Origin of the sequence: uncultured Phascolarctobacterium sp. (assembly GCF_934190775.1) — a bacterium.
GTDB lineage: Bacteria > Bacillota > Negativicutes > Acidaminococcales > Acidaminococcaceae > Phascolarctobacterium_A.
On record NZ_CAKPTG010000001.1, the window covers coordinates 61,203 to 78,424 of the forward strand.

Annotated in this window: 11 protein-coding genes; 2 read left to right on the top strand and 9 right to left on the bottom strand. The window is 46.2% G+C overall.

Annotated features, from left to right (window positions below):
* Nucleotides 1-34 precede the first annotated feature (34 nt).
* Entirely contained in the window at nucleotides 35-1,150 is a 1,116-nt protein-coding gene (locus Q0G26_RS00235; protein WP_366517706.1) for an RNA-guided endonuclease TnpB family protein, read from the bottom strand.
* Nucleotides 1,150-1,545 carry an IS200/IS605 family transposase gene (gene tnpA, locus Q0G26_RS00240; RefSeq protein ID WP_288190702.1) on the bottom strand — a complete coding sequence of 132 codons (396 nt, stop codon included), beginning with the start codon at nucleotides 1,543-1,545 and terminating at the stop codon, nucleotides 1,150-1,152. Before tnpA ends, Q0G26_RS00235 begins: the two co-directional genes overlap by 1 nt.
* A gap of 332 nt (nucleotides 1,546-1,877) precedes the next feature.
* On the opposite strand from tnpA, the gene Q0G26_RS00245 reads away from it, so the two are divergent.
* Both Q0G26_RS00245 and Q0G26_RS11430 read left to right on the top strand, forming a co-directional pair.
* Nucleotides 1,878-2,363 (top strand): hypothetical protein, encoded by a 486-nt coding sequence (locus tag Q0G26_RS00245; RefSeq protein WP_293827437.1) that lies wholly within the window; start codon nucleotides 1,878-1,880, stop codon nucleotides 2,361-2,363.
* 198 nt (nucleotides 2,364-2,561) lie between these two features.
* Nucleotides 2,562-2,621: a putative holin-like toxin gene (locus Q0G26_RS11430; RefSeq protein ID WP_366517707.1), complete on the top strand. Its 60-nt coding sequence runs from the start codon at nucleotides 2,562-2,564 to the stop codon at nucleotides 2,619-2,621.
* 472 nt (nucleotides 2,622-3,093) lie between these two features.
* Here the strand turns inward: Q0G26_RS11430 and Q0G26_RS00250 are convergent, their stop codons facing one another.
* From Q0G26_RS00250 to rpsU, 7 genes are all read right to left on the bottom strand, one after another.
* Entirely contained in the window at nucleotides 3,094-8,358 is a 5,265-nt protein-coding gene (locus Q0G26_RS00250) for a YadA-like family protein (protein WP_293827439.1), read from the bottom strand.
* A gap of 333 nt (nucleotides 8,359-8,691) precedes the next feature.
* Nucleotides 8,692-9,393: a LytTR family DNA-binding domain-containing protein gene (locus Q0G26_RS00255; protein ID WP_293827441.1), complete on the bottom strand. Its 702-nt coding sequence runs from the start codon at nucleotides 9,391-9,393 to the stop codon at nucleotides 8,692-8,694.
* Between the two features lie 318 nt (nucleotides 9,394-9,711).
* Nucleotides 9,712-11,106, bottom strand: a complete 1,395-nt coding sequence (locus Q0G26_RS00260) for a restriction endonuclease subunit S (RefSeq protein WP_293827443.1) — start codon at nucleotides 11,104-11,106, stop codon at nucleotides 9,712-9,714.
* A 530-nt stretch (nucleotides 11,107-11,636) separates the two neighbouring features.
* Complete coding sequence (locus tag Q0G26_RS00265) at nucleotides 11,637-13,049, bottom strand: N-6 DNA methylase (RefSeq protein ID WP_293827445.1); 1,413 nt, start codon at nucleotides 13,047-13,049, stop codon at nucleotides 11,637-11,639.
* Nucleotides 13,046-16,321 carry a type I restriction-modification system endonuclease gene (gene hsdR / locus Q0G26_RS00270; protein WP_293827447.1) on the bottom strand — a complete coding sequence of 1,092 codons (3,276 nt, stop codon included), beginning with the start codon at nucleotides 16,319-16,321 and terminating at the stop codon, nucleotides 13,046-13,048. The genes Q0G26_RS00265 and hsdR overlap by 4 nt, the downstream gene beginning before the upstream one ends.
* Nucleotides 16,322-16,540: 219 nt before the next feature.
* Nucleotides 16,541-16,990, bottom strand: a complete 450-nt coding sequence (locus tag Q0G26_RS00275; RefSeq protein ID WP_293690183.1) for a GatB/YqeY domain-containing protein — start codon at nucleotides 16,988-16,990, stop codon at nucleotides 16,541-16,543.
* 15 nt (nucleotides 16,991-17,005) lie between these two features.
* Entirely contained in the window at nucleotides 17,006-17,182 is a 177-nt protein-coding gene (rpsU, locus tag Q0G26_RS00280; RefSeq protein ID WP_021720854.1) for a 30S ribosomal protein S21, read from the bottom strand.
* Between the last annotated feature and the right edge of the window lie 40 nt (nucleotides 17,183-17,222).

Consider the following 17,222-nt stretch of genomic DNA (forward strand, 5'->3'; position numbering starts at 1 on the left):
TTCCCGTGCGACCCACGGTACTTTATGAGTTACGCTAGGCAGATATTCGCCTAGCTTCTTCTCTAATATTTATTGCAGCGTTCTTGTCACGGTTATGATGACTGCCACACTTAGGGCAATCCCATTCCCGCACAGATAAGTCTTTGGTGTCATTGTTCTGGTAGCCACAGACATGGCATAGCTGACTGCTTGGATACCATTTGTCTATCTTGATAAGTTGCTTACCCTGCCATGCAAGTTTGTATTCCAGCATACTTGTGAACATGCTCCAGACATTGTCGGATATGGATTTACCAAAGCTGAACTTGCCACCCTTCTTTCGCTTCGCCATGGCCTTTACGCTAATGTCCTCTATGCCAATCGCATCATAGCAGTCTGCAAGATAACGAGCTTTCTTATGCAGAAAATCACGGCGTTGATTAGCAATTTTCTCATGGAGTACAGCCACACGCAGTCTTTGTTTATTCCTGTTACGGCTCCCTTTTTGTCTCTTGGAGAGTTTTCTTTGTGCCTTGACCAATTTCTTTTCGGCTTCCCGTAAGAAATTTGGATAATCGGCATTGTCCTCATCGGAAGCAACATACAGCCCGTGCATAGCAAAATCCAATCCAAGAAAATTCTTCGGTATAATGGGAAGTATTTGGTTTTCATACTCCACCAAAATGCTGATATAGTATTTTCCTGACGGTGTTTTGCTTATGGTTACAGTCTTTATGGTGCTATTCTCCATCAATGGACGATGCAGACACAGCTTCACCAAGCCTATTTTAGGCAGCTTGACTTTGTTTCCCTCGATTCTTACTGAGCCATGTTGGTTGTTCGTAGAATATGAAGCATGACCTGTTTTCTTCGACTTGAAGTGTGGCTTGCCAAAATGCTTCCTATTGCTCCAAAAGTTGTTATACGCCTTGTTCAGGTTTATTTGGGCATTGGCGAGAGCAAGGCTGTCAACCTCTTTCAGCCAAGGAAATTCTTTCTTGTACTGTGCAGGTGTATTGTTAAGCCTCTTGCCTGTTTCCTTATAGTAATCAAGACGATCTCCAAGCATCTTGTTATAGATGAATCTGGCACAGCCGAAAGTCTTGGTAAACATAATCTTCTGTTCAATTGTCGGGTAGAGCCTGTATCGGTATGCCTTATTCACTATAATCACCTGCCTTGATTTTCTATGTATTTACGAATTGTCTCAATAGGAGCACCGCCTGTCGTCAGCAAGCAATAGCTTCTTGACCAAAACATTTCTTTCCACAATTTACGCCTAACTTCTGGAAAATCTTTTTTGATTAGCCTAGAACTGGCACTTTTGTAAGCGTTGATGAATTTCGACATCTCGGTATTAGGATGGGCACGAAACATGATATGTACATGGTCTTGATCATGGTTCCATTCTTCCAATGTGATGTTATATGAAGAGCCTATGCGAACAAATATGTCTTTTGCATATTGGCTCATCTGGTCGGAAAACACCTTACGACGGTACTTTACTACCAGAACAAGATGGTAATACAGCAAGAACACTGAATGGTTATTATTGTCTAATTTCATAGTATAATCAGCCCTTTCACTTCTATGACTGATTATATCATAAAGCTATCTAAGGAGCAATTGTCCGGCTCAATTACTTACGTAAATTCGCCAGACCCACCTTCATCCCCCACCTTAGAGGTGGAGGACTTCTGGCGGATTAGGTTAAAGTTTATGCTGCCAAAAGCAAAGCTGCCTGTAATACTTTAACAAAAGAATTTTTCTGGCGCATTTATTCAAAAAGCAGTATCCTGGAGACGTGCACAGCAAGCACATTTGCTGCTTTACTTATTGCGCCAAAAATTGTATGATAAAGGAAAAGCTTCTTCTACTATAAACAAAGGCGGGACTTGATGATGAAAAAAATACTTATTTTACTGACGCTGATTTTTGCGCTTGCCTGCACTTGCACAGCCTTCGCTGGCGCAGGCACTGATACAAACGCTAACATGGAAAAAATAACCAGCACCAGCGCTGGCGACTTATATCTTGATAAGGATAATTTGCAGGCATTGCGCCAGGGCGACAAGCTTTTTTTGCTGGTGTCTGCCGAGCTGCGCTACAATAAGGAAATGCTGCCTAAGCTGCAGGCTACCAAGCCGGAGCTGAAAACAGCAATCAGCATGACGCAGATTTATTTGTATAATAACGATGGCACGCAGTATGCGCTGCTCAAAAGCCTGTACACCGATAAGGACGATAATGTTGTTTACACTATCGAAGGCTCGCCCAAGCTGCAGCCTGTCAAAAGCAAGCTGCAAATGCTGCTTTATGAAAGAGCGTTGACAGCGATGGAAAACCAAAAGCGTATTGCCGATATGCTCAGACGCAAAGCGTAACAAAAAGACCTTGATGTCAGTTTTTACTGACGCCAAGGTCTTAATTTTTTAACGAAGCTCTTTATAAGCAAACATTCTATTGCTTTAGTTGAAATTTTATGATAAAATGTTTTTGACAACCGGTTCACGGGGTGGTGTTGCCTTCATTCTCTACGAATGGAGGTGATGTCTATGGTATATTTCAGCTTTCAGGATTTAATGTCCTTTGGAATTTTTATCGTAGCATTACTTACGTTCATTTTTCAGAACAAAAAGTAAAAAAGTTACGGACATAGAAAAACCGCCCCATGACTTTGACGAGTAGCGGAGCGGATTTTTCTTAACCCTATCGGCAACCCACCTCTGTGGGCGGTTGTCTTTTCTATATCTAATATACCACATAATTCACAGCTTTGCAAGTTTTGAATTTATGCGCAACAATAAGAAAAACCGCCCCACGACTTTCCCGAGTTCGGAGCGGATTTTTCTTAACCAAATTCGGCAACCCACCTTTGCAGGCGGTTGTCATCCTCTATGACTAATATACCACAGATTATATGACTTAGCAAGTTTTAAGGCTGGAATTTGAGCAAACGCTCAAACTCCAGCCTTTTTTGTTCATAAGGTCAGTATGATGAACCCAGCCTCATGAACTGCCAGGCAAGCGGTTGGGAGCATTGCTTGGCGGAGTATGATGATTTATAGGAAAAACAGTTGTTATCCTGCTATGACTGCACCTGCTGCCAGCTTATCAGCCAAAATGCTTAGCCTGAGTTGCATCAGCTGCTGCCTTAGCATTATCTGCGCTCACCTGTGCCTGACGCGCCAGTTTGGCTGCATATTCAGCACGCTCCTGCGCTTCTTTGGCAAGCTTGGCTGCTGCCTGATATTTTTCAGCTGCTGCCAGCTCCTTCTTAGCCTGAGCCTCGCGCTGCTCTTCTAAAAGCTTTTGCGGGGATTTGTGGCCAAAGCGCCAGGTTGCACCGATACCGCCCATGGTTTCGCCGCCGGCAGTAGACAGGCTGACGTTAATCATGAAGTTCTTGTTCGGATAGTGGAAGAAGCCCATTGCCACGCCGGTTTCGCCCTTGTATTGGCCGAGGCCGATGCTGAATTCACTCGGAGCCTGCGGATCGTAGCCAATGCTCTTCAGGGAAGCGATTGCTGCTGCCATTGCGCCTACCTTATCAACGCGGGTGTTCACGTCGTCAATGCGGTTATCAAGACGAGCAACCTCTTCGCGACGAACTGCTGCTTCAGCGTTGATGCCGCCTACTGCTGTCGAGTTGTTCTTGAACTCATCGCGAGCGGAAAGCTCAGTGTCAAGGTCATCAATTTGGCCGAGGTCGGAGAGGTTGATGCGCTTGCTGTCATCTGTTGCCGAGCCGATGGAAACGTCGCTGCTGTTAATGCGGGTTGCATTGTCAGCATTAGTGCTGTCGGTATATTCCAGGCCAGTGCCGCTTTGAACAAGCTTGCTGCTCTTGCCATCTTTATCGGTTACTTCGTTAGTGATATTGCCCTTTTCACCATCTAAGGTCTGCGCAATCTTCACTTCGCCGTTCGTTACAACGCCGCCGATATAGGTCAAGCCTTGGTTGAACTCGGATTTTTGCGTAGCATCCTTATTAGTAACAGTGTTGCTGTTGCCCGCAGCGGAAACCTTGTTTTCCGTAGTAGTCGTGCCATCGGTTACCTTGGTAGTTACGCCGTCAATATCGGTCGTGAAGTTAGTATTCTTATCGCCATCTTTTATATCGCTCTTAATTGTGCCATTGCCGCCGAAAGCGATAGAACCAGTGCCAGTACCTGCTGCTTCACCCTTACCAGTGATTATAAGCTCGTCAGTAATCAGCTTGCCGGTAGTAATCGTACCGCCGTTAATGTTAGTTGTCTTACTGCCGCCATTAGCAAAGGTCGTACCGTTAGCGTCCGTAGTTACAGAGTTGTTGCCAACCTTATCGACGATGCTGTCCTTCGTAATCGTGCTCGTTGCATTGTCCGTAACCTTGCTTGTAATGCTTTCGTTCGTTATGTCGATGGAGCCTGCGCCTGCGGATACATTAGCATTATTATCGCCAACTGAAACGTTGCTCTTAACGCCGCCTTTTTCGTAGCTCATGCCTGCGCCAGTTTTCTTGGTTTCAAAAGTAGTTTTTCCATTGCCGCTAGCAGTATCATCAACAATATTAGTAATAGAACCTTTGCTAGCATTAGTACCACCAGTTACCTTGAAGTTGCCACCAGCTGCAGTAAAGCCACCATCAGCAGCCAAGGTTACACCAGAACCAATAGTTTCGCCAGTTCTTTGGTCAACAATTTTTTCACCAAGTTGAATACGCTCAACATTTAAGGTATCAGTAGTAATTACGCCGCCGTCTATGGTTGTAGTCGTACCATGCTTAGAGCTGCTACCAGCTTTACCAGTATAGGTTGCTTTGCCAGCTTCCAGAGCCGTAGACTTAGTGCCATTCGTCAGCGTCAGGTTGCTGCCGTTGAGTACGCCAGTTGCAGAGCCGTTAGTGGAAGTGATAGCGCTGCCGTTAATAGCTGTAGTCGTGCCATCCTGACCAGTGAAGGTGTTAACACCAGTTTTTGCATTGTAGCTGAAGTAAGAAGTTTTACCCTCTGCATTTTGTCCGCTAACAGTCAAGCCGTTTTCGTCAAAACCAAACTCAGCTATTTGACTAGTCATAGATTTAGCTTTCGCTTTAATCGTGCCTTTGTCGATAATAGTCTGGTTAGCAGCATTTTTGCCAAAGGTTGCTTTTGCACCATCAATAACAGTAGTATCATCGTCAGCACCTGTAACAGTAACATCGCCTTTAGTTGTTACGTCGCCGTTGCTGCCAATAGTGATATTTTTATCAGTGCCTTTACCTAAGCTAATCTTATCAACATTCAGCTCATCAGCAGTAATGGTACCAGTGGTAATCGTATCGCCATCAATAGTAGTGGTTTTGCCAGCTGCATCACTAAAGGTTGCTTTACCTTTACTATCTGTACCCAGTGCAATGCCATTAACAGTTGCTTTATCAGCTACAAGTCCACCTGCCTGAGTCCATTTATTAGTATCATTCAACAGCAAGCTTTGGTCGGTTAAACTTGTTTTCTGGCTAACCTTTACGCTACCGTCTTCAATAACAGTATTAGTCCCGACCTGAACTTTAGAGCCAGTTTTTACTGTCAGACCAGTATTATCCAACGTATTTACTCCACCGATGGTTGCCTTTGCTGCATCAATGGAAACTACTGAGCTCATAACGCCATCTTTAATCTTCACGCCTTCAATGCTCAAGCCATTAGCAGAAGAACCCTCAATAGTTTCATTTTCAATCTTGATAGCACCAATCTTCGCAGTTTTGGATTCAACATTGCCGCCAGTAATAATTGTACCTGCGCCATCTTTAATGGTTGTTGCTGTCAGCTCTGTGATTCCGGATACATTACCGCCAGCAGCAAAGCTTACGCCCGCGATATTGCCTGTCTCAGCCTGAATACTTTTAGCAGTTACATTACCGCCAGTTGCAGTAAAGCCGTTGCCATCAGTGATGGTATCAGCAGTAACCTTCGTTGCCTTTACATTGCCACCATCAAGCTCAACGCCATTGAATTTTTTGTCAGCAGTAATTTCATTACCGTTATATTTACCTGCAGTGATATCTTGTGCACTTACATTACCAGTTGCATCGACTGTATAACCCTGACTGCTGAACGGATTGCTATCGCCAACTGTTGCAGAACCAATTTTAAGACCAGTACCCTGCTTACTTACAGCAACGTCATTAATAGATGTTACACCAGTTACCACGCCTGCTTTTGTTACACCAAAGGTACCAACCTCCAAGGTTTCATTAACCTTCAGGTTATCCATATCAAGCGTACCAGTAATGGTCATGTTGTCGGCTGTAATCTTACCATTGTGAAGGGTAACTCCACCAATTTTACTTGCCTGGGTAGCGTCAGTTTCAATTCTGCCGGTTGCAATCTGATCGCCCTTAATAACAGTCTGCGAGCCTACCGCAATGCCAAAGGTTGCTGTTTTATCCACCTGCAGCTCATCTTTCAGTGTAGTTTTGCCGGCTACACCAAGAGTGCCACCAACAGTAGTGTCGCCTTTTACTGCTAAGGTGCTGCCCAAGGTTGTTGCGCCAATCACGTCCAGCGTACCGCCTACAGACGTATCTCCTTTAACGTTCAAAGTATCTTCCAGGGTTGTCGCGCCTTTGACGTTCAAAGTATCTTTCAGAGTTGTCGCACCGCTCACGTCCAGCTTGCCACCAACAGCTGCATCATTAGCTACTTCCAGGGACTCGCTCTTCAAGGCACCAGTTGCAGTAATATTTTTGCCTTGGATGTCACCGGTTGTCGTTACGTTGCCCTTAGCACCATCAACAGTAAATGCACTGCCAGCTGCGCTAATGCCTTTGTCTTTCAGCCAAACGCCATCAATAGTAACACCTTTATCAGCTGTTGCTTCGTTAATTGCATCAGTTTTAATGCCATCGCCAAAGGTAGTTTCTTTAGCAAAGTGTGCTGCACCAGCTACGCTCAAATCACCGCCAACAACAGCATCACCCTTTGCATTGAGCTTACCGTTAACAGTAATATCATTACCCTGGATATAGCCGGTTGTCGTTACGTTGCCCTTATCATCAACGCCAAATGCACCATTTGCACCTTTAATTTTGCCATCTTTGCCGTCAATAGCTGCTTTTGCTCCGCCAAAATCATGGCCTCCGGCATAGACGCCCTCACTGTCAATTACAGTAGAAGTCAAGCCAACAATAATGCCGTCTTCAGTAATCTTAACCTGGTTGGTTTTTCCTTCGTTAATCGTTACGCTCTCAATGTCAGTAATACTATGTTTATCAAACGTTACGCCGCCAACCTCAGAGCCATCAGCAACTTTGATTTTAGTTTTACCGTCAGTCATGCCGTGAAGATTTACTATGGCTTCACGAGTCAAAGTTGCTTGCGCAGAAGTGCCATTAGCAAATTCTTCTTCAAGAACAATGCTTTTTGCTCTTACTTCGCCGTTAGCCAGCCTTACGTCGCCAGCATGAGTAATGCCATCTATATAAGTAGCCTTGTCTGATAAAACCCTATCATCGTCAGCATATCTAATTTTTTGCGTGTTATAAGCTAATGTTCCTTCAGCAGAAGTATCGCCTACAGCTGCAACCGCCTTATCATAGCCTTTTACTTTGGCAGCAGTGATTTCCTGCATGTCTGAAGAACCGCTCTCTCGCAATTTCAGGGAATCAGTTGTCATTTCGCTGCCATCTGCGCTAATGCCGGCTGTTTTAATTTGCAAAGATGTAATATTCTTCCTAGCTGCGGTATCCATTGCTGTCAGCTCATCTACTTTGGTTTGTAACTGACCTGTAGCTGTTTGCAAAGTACCCACATCAGTTTTAATGTTAGTTACCTTGCCATCGACGGCCTTAATATTATTTGCATTATCCTTAATATCCTTACCAACATTTGTAGTTCCATCTGTTCCTGTCAGCTCCAAGCTGTCAGCTGTAATTGCGCCACCGCTAGAAACCGTAAACTTACCATTAGCAGCTCTAAAAGAACCATTTTCACCATTAATAGCGAACCTGCTATTGTCATACGTAGCTTGAGTAATATCTGTACCGTCATAACCAATATACAAACCATTTTGCGCTACTACCTTACCGCCTTCCATACGAGCATCGATGCCAGAAGCGATAATATTGGCACTTACAGAACCAGTTGCAGAAATATCATGATCAGAAATCATAACATGTTTGCTAGTGTCACCAATAGTAATTCCATAAGTAGTTCCGCTACCACTGATAGTCACACCGCCAACAGTAAGCGTATCAATTTCCGTATTACCGCCTTGTTTCAATTTATGTGTACTAGTATCATAATTCACCAACGCATCCGCAGCATACACCGGCTCAAGACCAATGCCCCCCCCTGTGAGAATTGCACACGTTACGGCAAGGGCCAACGCCTTGACATTACTCTTTTTCCTAGTCATAATCATCATCCTCCTTAACGTATAAACCAAACTCATGCGTGCGCCATCCGCAGCTAACAGCCTCCGGCGCCTTCCGCACAACTCTTATCGTCGTCATTATCTCATAAAAATCTGTAAATTCAATATACTGTATCGTAAAGCGCAAATTCTCATCGTAAAACGCATTTTGCAAACTTTACTTGAATATTTTTTGCTGTAAACTGTAACAAACAAAACAATAATTAAAGCACATTTCCACTAAAAGCTAAAAACTACCCACTATCCACTAAAAAAACCTCCGCAACGGCCTTCATAACCGTAACGGAGGTTCTCTCTTTTTATAACAAAGTATCCTTAATCCTGCAGCAGCGCCCACTGCATATAGGCATTGCGCACAGCTGCGCTGTCGCGCACCCTGATGGGTGCTTTGAAGCCATTACCCAGCAAAAAATAATTGCTGTAAACACCCTCTACATAATGCATGTTAATCAGCACGCTGCGATAGGTCAGCAGAAAATAATCCTGCGTCAGCTTTTCCCGCACCTTGTTGATGGAGCTGTACACCTTATAGGTGCGCTGTGCTGTGTGAATATAGCAGTATTTATCCTGCACCTCTACGACAATAATATCCTTGGGTTTTAGCTTTACCGTCTCTAACGCAGTATCAAAAGTAAGATACTCTTCCTTGTCAAAAGCACCGCAGCGCTTCAACGCCTGCTCCAGCTTTTCCGGCTGCAAAGGCTTCAGCAGATAGTACGCCGCCTCCACCTCATAGCTTTCGTTGGCAAATTCATTACTGGTAGTAAGGAAGACCAGCTTAAAGTTAAGCCTGTGCTGACGCAAACGCCGCACAAATTCCACGCCATTACCAGGCTGCAGATAGATGTCCATAAAGACAATGTCAGCGCTATTCAAAAACAGGTATTCACAGCACTGCTCCCCTTCAGTAAATGTACGTATATCCAAAAGCAGCTGATATTTCCTGCCTATTTCCTGCAGTTGTTGCTTAAGCTCTTCCAACTCGTTTACATCATCATCACAAGCCACAATACGCATAATATCACTCTTTTCCTATAATTAACATACTCCTATTGTATTGTAGCAGAGTTTTTTTACAAGTACAAGTTAAACTTAATAAACAAACATTTTATTGTTTCTGTTTTTCATTTATAACAGTAACTTGCATTATGCCATATGTATATAACAAATGCAGTTACAAACTCCTATAAAGTCGAACAGGAAGGATTTTGCACAAAAATCCTTCCTGCTTCCACCGCGCGCACCATTCGGTACACGACGGATCTTTTGTTTTTATTTTTTGCGTACATGCTTAGCGTAAAGCAAAATGTGCTATGCTTTGTTCTTTGCTTATGTTCAGTTTTCCGCCAGCACCTGCTTTAAAAGCTCCAGCGCGCTCGCTTCGCTCGCTTTGTTCGTGCCCAGCTCACCGCGGAAGGCACGCGCCAGGATGGATTTCTTCATCAGGTCGATGCTTGCCAGCGCCTGCTCCGCAGCCTGCTGTGCTGCGCGCTCGCGTGCCAGCAGATCGTCGATGAGGCGCACGATTTCGTGCTGTTCGGGGAGGGATGGAATTTTTAAGATAATACTTCTAATATCTTTCAACCCTAAACCTATCTTCGTAGCTCCGCGTTGTTTATTTTGCATCTGTTTTAATCCAACATCCGATACAAAATACCAAGCTAAAAATTCTGCATACAAATTATCTTTTGGTCTTGCTAAAGCAACATGCTGATTTATATAAGCATCCATATCTTCTCGTACTAAACCAATCATACCAACGTCAGCAGTAATCGAAATCAAAATGTCATTCTTTTGCAATTTACTTCTTTGCCCTTCTACTTGGTCCGGTAATTCAACATATTGTATATCAGAAAAATCCAGTTCTATTGTTCCATGATTCAAATTTCCCATACGAACAAAGATAGAACCCTTGTCAGAATAATATTTAGCCCATCCACGAGAACCGCTCGTAACATACTCAAAAAAATCTTCGCCTTTTTTCTCTTCCCAACTTTCATCGCTAACGCCGTTTTCCCGACGCCACTGCTTGGTCAGCTCGCCCGTAAACGCCTTGTGCAAAATTGCTGCCTTGCGCACAGCAAAGCTGTCGGCAACCTCCTGCAATCTTTCCTTCGCTTCATCAAGCTTGGCGAAAAGCTCCTCGATGCGCTCAACAATGCGTTGCTGTTCGGAGAGTGGAGGGAGAGGAATTGGACAATCTTTAATTATCTCTAGAGTCAGATTTGGAATTGATGTTACTTTCGTTTGTTTTGTCAAAACCGAATTTATCAAAGGACTTTCAATAGTGTTCCTGATGTAATTTACATCAATTTTATCAGCAAACAAACGCACAAAAGCTATTGCCTGATTTGTGTTTATCGGCAAATCACATTCTCTAACAATAGCACTTTTACCCAAAGAACCTGCTATCGATATCAATAAATCATTAGCTTTTAAGATAGAACGTTTTAAATAATTCTCATGCATTTCCTCTGTTATATGTGTTATTTTGCTGTGAGAAATATATCCGTCGCTTGTAAGATTCTCTACTCTTAAAAAATTTACACCTTCATCAACATATGCTGCACTACCACCTTTAGGCGTAGTACCTTTCGAAATAGCTTCAGCAAATGCTCCAAGCCTCACCCACACCCAATTCTCCGGCACCTCATAAGGCTGTTCCTCCGCAGGCACCAGCGCCTGCTGCAAGCGTTCTTCTATTGTCAATGCTGTCTTTTTCTTTGGCATTGCCAGCTCTCCTTTATAAGCAAACATGTTATTGCTTTAATGTATAATTTATGATAAAATGTTTTTGACAACCGTGTTGCAGGGTGGTGTTGCCTTAATTCCTCAGGAATCGAGGTGATGCTTATGAAGAACTATTCCTTTCAAGATTTAATGCTCTTCGGAATGTTCATTCTGGCATTACTTACATTTATTTTTCAATATTGTAAATAACCCAGACATAGAAAAACCGCCCCACGACTTTGGCGAGTTCGGAGCGGATTTTTCTTAACCAACTAGGCAACCCACCTCTGTGGGCGGTTGTCTTTTTCTATGTCTAATATACCACACAATCCATAGTTTTGCAAGTTTTGAATTATGCAGGATGCAGTGAAAGCCTCTCCTTGGGGGGAGCTGGCGCCCGCAGGGCGACTGAGAGGGGTCTGCTGGCTTTATGCTTTCTTATAGTGAACCCCTCTCCGTCATCGCTACGCGATGCCACCTCTCCCCAAGGAGAGGCTCTTCCCTTTCTTCCTTCATCCTTCACTCTATTCTTATCTTTGCAAGCTCCTCAGCTCCTGCGCCACGCTCTGCAGCAAATCCACGGCCTCCGCCAGCTTTTCCGCAGCCTCTGCCGCGCTTGCCGCCGGGTCCGGCAAATCCTCGTAATCCAGCACGCTGTCGTCCTTAATCAGTCCCAAGTCCAGGCTGTTGCCCTTTTGCGCAATTTCCTCACGCGTAAAGCACTGCCAGCGCTCGTCCGCCACCTTGCTTCTGTCCTCTGCGCCGTAGGCCGCCTCAAAGCCGGCAAAATCGCTTGCCTTCAGCGGGTTCGTCTTGCCGAAGGACGGCATATTGGTGCGCAAATCATAGAACCACACGGCCTTGGTGCTGTCCTTATCCGTTTTTTCGCGCGTAAAGAAAAGTACGTTGGTCTTGACACCCTGCGCGTAAAAAATACCTGTCGGCAGGCGCAGAATAGTGTGCAGATTGCACTTATCCATCAAATCGACACGAATTTTTTCGCCGTCACCGTCGGCAAACAGCACATTGTCCGGCAGCACTACGGCAGCGCGCGCCTTGCCGTCAGGCTTCAAGCTGCGGTAGATATGCTGCAGGAAGTTCAGCTGCTTGTTGCTCGTGGGATAGGTAAAGTCGTCACGCGTTGCGCGCTCACCGCCTTTTTTCGTGCCGAAGGGAGGATTGGTCAGCACCACGTCATAGCCCTGCATTTCCTTGCCCATGTTGGAAAGCGTATCGCCCAAAACAATTTTGCTCTGGATGTCGTGCAGCATGGCGTTCATCAGCGCCAGGCGATGCGTATCATGCACCAGCTCGCAGCCGGTGAAGGCCTGCGTATATTCAAACTCCGCCGTTTCCTCATCCAAATCAAAGAAATCGTCCGTCTGCTCACGCACAAAATTGCTGGCAGCAATCATAAAACCGAAGGTGCCGCAGGCAGGATCGTTGCAGCGCTCGCCGGCCTTGGGTGCCACAAGGCGCGTCATTACGTCAATCAGCACACGCGGAGTGAAGTACTGCCCGGCACCGCTCTTCTTTTCGTTAGCGTTTTTCTCCAACAGTCCTTCGTAAAGATTCCCCAGTCCCTCCTCCTTCGCGCTGAACCAGTCCAGCTCGTCAATCGTCCTGATAATCTTTTCCAGGTTCTTCGGCTCATCGATGTTCGTCGCCGCGCCCTTGTAAATCTCCTGAATGCGTCCTGTGCACTGCTCGCCCAGGTAATCCAGCAGCTCCTTGTAAAAGCTCTTCAGCTCCAGACCCTTGCGCGCCAGCAAATCATCCCAGCGATAGCCCTCCGGGATATTTTCCTCGCTGCCGGTTTCCTTGGCCATTTTCAAAAATAAAATATATGTCAGCTCCGTAACGTACTGATGATAGGTAATGCCGTCATCACGCAGCACATTACACAAATTCCAGAGCTTTGCTACAATCTCCTGTGTATTCACGCAGTCTTGCCTCCATCTTCATATAAATAACTATTGAATTCGCTCACGATATTATCCAAATCGTTGGCGAATATTTTTTGTGCCCGCGCATAACCGCCCAAGCGCTGCAAGCGTTTGTCCTCCTTAAAGGCCTCCACGCTCAAAATATCCTGCTGCTGCATATAGCTGCGGATGATATCCAGCCACTTCTGCTGCGCAGGCGTAAATTTGTGGTTTTTGTTCAGCTTGTCAAAGGCACGGCTCAGCTGCGAGTTTTTGCTCACCAGCTCCGTTCCCAACATATAGCGCCTGATGAGGCTGATAATGCCTGCCACCATCGTGCTGTTCGTGTATTCCGAATAGGCATCATTCAGCTGCAGTGTTGTAAAGCCGTTGGCATCGAGCGTCAGCAGCAGCTCCTTCAGCTGCGCCTTCGTCAAATCCTTCGGACGGGTGCAGATAATATGCAGGGCAGCAATTTCGTTGGCGTGGCTCTTTAAGTACGCCGCAAAATCGTTCAGGTAATCGCCGGGCTTGGTCTTTTGCGCACCGTAACCGCGCGTATGGCCGGTAAGCTCATCCTTGCCCTCATAAATCATGCCGCCCATATCACCGCCGGCCCGGTATTTTTCCAGCTGCTCCAGCGCCTCCTTATGCTGCAGTAAAAGCTCCTTGGCCTTGGTGGGATCCGCCTTCTGCAGCTCACCGGCAAAGGCTGCCACATCCTTGCCCGTCGCCAGCACAAACTCCTTCTTCGTCTGCTCGTCCAGCTTATTCAGCTTGCGGCGCAGCTTTAAGGCCACCTGCTTGGCAATATCTGTAATCGCCTCCGGCTCCTCTGCTTCCGCCAGCTGCTTCAGCAAATCCTTCACGGAAATCTGCGGATTGGCAACGGCAGGCATCGTTACCACCGGCTGCAGGCTGTCATATACGCCCACCGGGTCATAAATCTCAAAATGATCCTTGCCGATTTTATCGCAGCGACGCGTTGCACGTCCCAGCATCTGCTCAAACAGGATACGCGATTTCACGCAGCGCATAAACACCAGCGTGGTAATCTCCGGCACATCAATACCGGTAGTCAGCAAATCCACCGTCACCACAATGCTCGGGAAGCGTTCGTTCTTAAAGCGCTTGATTTTCTCCTGAATCTTTTTCTGGTCACCGTTAGCCACGCTGCCGGTAATCTTCATAATAGCGTCGCTGTCCAGATTATCCTTGGCATAAAGCTCCTGCAGCATGCTCACAATCATATCGGCATGCGTATCGGTAGCAGCGTAAATCAGCGTTTTGCCATATGTTTCCGGCGCGTCGGGATAAAGATTTTTGGTAATCTCCGCCAGCACCGCCCTGTTGAATTCGGGCACGATAACCTTGCGGTTGAACTGGTCCACATCAAGCTGCACATCATCATCCAGATAGGCAGTGTCGATTTTGCCAGTCTTTTTATTGATATATTTAATAGTATCGCCCTTGTTTATTTTAATTCCCTGCTCGCTGAGCTTCGTTTTCAGCTGATGCGGTGCATCATGGTCAATCAGGTACCCGTCCAACACCGCCTCGCGATAGCTGTAGGTATAAACAGGCTCGCCGAAAATTTCCGTTGTCTGCAGGGCAGGCGTTGCGGTGAGCGCAATTTTTACCGCATTAAAATAATCCAGCACATAGCGGTACTTGCTCTGGTAATCGCGCTGGTCGCGATAAAGCTGCTCCGCCTCCGCCATTTCCTTATCCAGGATATAACCGCGGTGCGCCTCGTCGATGATAATTAAATCGTAATCGCTGACTGCGGGAATGCGGTCCTCGCTTTCGGCGTACATAATGCGCTTCATCATGCCCTGTACGGTAGCAACATGCACGGCGGTTTCCGCATCAATCAGCTTATCGGTAAGCTCCTTGATATTGTAAATCTGGTCCAGCGTCTGCAGGCTTTCCAGCTTCACCTCTTTAAAGACATCCTGCGCCTGCACGCCTAAGGCGTTGCGGTCAACAAGGAATAAAATACGCTTAAAGCGCTTCGCCTTCAAAAAGCGGTAAATCATGCCCAAAACCGTGCGTGTTTTGCCGGTGCCTGTGGCCATCGCCAGTAGCGCCGTCCGCTTGCCACAGCGCACTGCCTCATCCACCGCCTGCACAGCCTTCAGCTGATAATCGCGCAAATGCAGTCCGTTTTCATCCTGCAGAAAATCATACGGCAAAGCATCGAGAGCAGCGTTGCCCTCGGCGGTATTTTCCTGCAGCATTTCTTTTAAACCTAAGGGAGAAGGCCAGCCTGCCATGGCACGCGGCATATTGCCGCTTTGGCGCAAATCCGCAAACCAGATACCGGATTTTATCTGCAGCTGCTGCACATACGGCCTGCCGTTGGCAGCAAAAACAAAGGGCACCTTAAAATCCTGCCACTGTCCCAGCAAATATTCCGCATCGCATTTTCTGATGGCGCGCGCGTAATCCTTGCATTGGTAGCTGATAACGCTGGAAATATCCGTGTCCCACTTTTTCGCCTCGATAATGCCCACAAGCTTCTCACCGATAAAGAGCGCATAATCTGCGTAGCCATTTTCCTCGTTGCCCGGCACCTTGTCCGTAGGCCATTCGGCAATCGCCAGATTGCGTCCCTTCGCAGGGCGGCAGCCCTTGCTGTAACGCAAAGTTGTGGTGTCCGCCTCCCAGCCAACCTGACGCAGCTGCTCATCAATCAGGCAGCGTGTTTCCGCCTCTGTCTTAGGACGTCTGTTGGCAGCCTGCAGGTTCGTTTTGCTGCGCTCCTGCTGCGGCACAGGCACAGCCTGCTTCGCCTTCTCGTTGTCCTGCTTACGCAGGCGCGCTTCCTCAGCCTTGTCCTTAGCAGTTTCGACAAAGGCTGCCTCTGCCTGCTCTGTCGGCAAATGATATTCCTGATGCTGATAGCTGTAATCGCCATACACCTGCATAAACCATTCGCACAGGCTGTACGCCTGCGGCAGCAGGAGCTTGGCCTTCTGCAACGAATCCGTACCCTCGTGGCGCGCTTCATTACCTCCCAAGCGCAGGCGGTGCATAATGCGTGCCAAATCCTCTGTGATATACTCTTCGTTTTCCAGCAGGCGGATTTTGTTTACCAAGATATCCTTCATCTGATAAGGCATTGCTATATTGTCAAAATCAAACATTTTATTAACGATATCTTCGCACAATAATCCCAGTTTAAAAAGGCAGGAATTGGAATCGCTGTACAAATAGCGCTCCGCAAACTCGCCTGTTTTTTCCAGACCGGGAAATTGTGTGCGTAAAAAGCTGAAGCTAGATGCCATAAAAACGGCCTCCTTTAAGCTGTAAAAAAGATAATAATATATTTATATTCGCCTTGAAAAACAAATTCCCTGCTGAATATGTTTTCGCAAAAGATATTGCCGTTGCAATAAAAAAGCTGCCTGCCCTCCTGCGCCCGGAAAGCGTGCAGTCTTTGAATCGCTAATCGCTACAAAGTAAAATAACCGCGCCAAGATTTCTCTTAGCACGGTTATCAGTTGTTATTTGAGCAATTCACGAACCATAACGTTAATACGTTTGCCATCTGCACGGCCTTTGGTTTTTGCCATAACTGCCGGCATTACCTTGCCCATATCCTTAGGACTTGTAGCGCCAACAGCAGCAATAACTTCTGCCACGATAGCCTTCAGCTCGTCATCGCCGAGAGCTTCCGGAAGATATTTTTTCAGTATAGCAATTTCTTCCTTAGCTTGGGCAACCAATTCGTCACGACCTGCTTTTTGGAATTCCTCAACAGAATCCTGACGCATTTTGACCTCTTTCATCAAGACAGCCAGAACCTCATCATCTGTAAGTTCCTTTTTGTCATTGATTTCAACGTTTTTAATATTAGCACGCACCATGCGGATAACAGACAAACGCAGTTTACCTGCTTCTCTGTCCTTCATGGCCTGCTTCATATCAGCAGTCAATTGGTCTTTTATAGACATACAGCCCGCCTCCAATTATCTGGTTTTACGTTTTCTGGCTGCTTCGGATTTTTTCTTACGTGCAACGCTCGGCTTTTCATAGTGCTCGCGTTTTCTTACCTCAGAAAGAATGCCTGCCTTTTGGGTTGCTCTTTTAAATCTGCGCAGTGCGCTGTCTAAAGTTTCATTCTTGCCAACTTTAATTTCTGCCATCTGTTCTCCCTCCCTCCACACACTTAGGGAAGTGTATATG

Bases quoted from the DNA above. Each gene is read 5' to 3' on its own strand.
- tnpA (WP_288190702.1), bottom strand. From the start codon at position 1,545: ATGAAATTAGACAATAATAACCATTCAGTGTTCTTGCTGTATTACCAT.
- Q0G26_RS00245 (WP_293827437.1), top strand. From the start codon at position 1,878: ATGATGAAAAAAATACTTATTTTACTGACGCTGATTTTTGCGCTTGCC.
- Q0G26_RS00250 (WP_293827439.1), bottom strand. From the start codon at position 8,358: ATGACTAGGAAAAAGAGTAATGTCAAGGCGTTGGCCCTTGCCGTAACG.
- Q0G26_RS00255 (WP_293827441.1), bottom strand. From the start codon at position 9,393: ATGCGTATTGTGGCTTGTGATGATGATGTAAACGAGTTGGAAGAGCTT.
- Q0G26_RS00260 (WP_293827443.1), bottom strand. From the start codon at position 11,106: ATGCCAAAGAAAAAGACAGCATTGACAATAGAAGAACGCTTGCAGCAG.
- hsdR (WP_293827447.1), bottom strand. From the start codon at position 16,321: ATGGCATCTAGCTTCAGCTTTTTACGCACACAATTTCCCGGTCTGGAA.
- Q0G26_RS00275 (WP_293690183.1), bottom strand. From the start codon at position 16,990: ATGTCTATAAAAGACCAATTGACTGCTGATATGAAGCAGGCCATGAAG.
- rpsU (WP_021720854.1), bottom strand. From the start codon at position 17,182: ATGGCAGAAATTAAAGTTGGCAAGAATGAAACTTTAGACAGCGCACTG.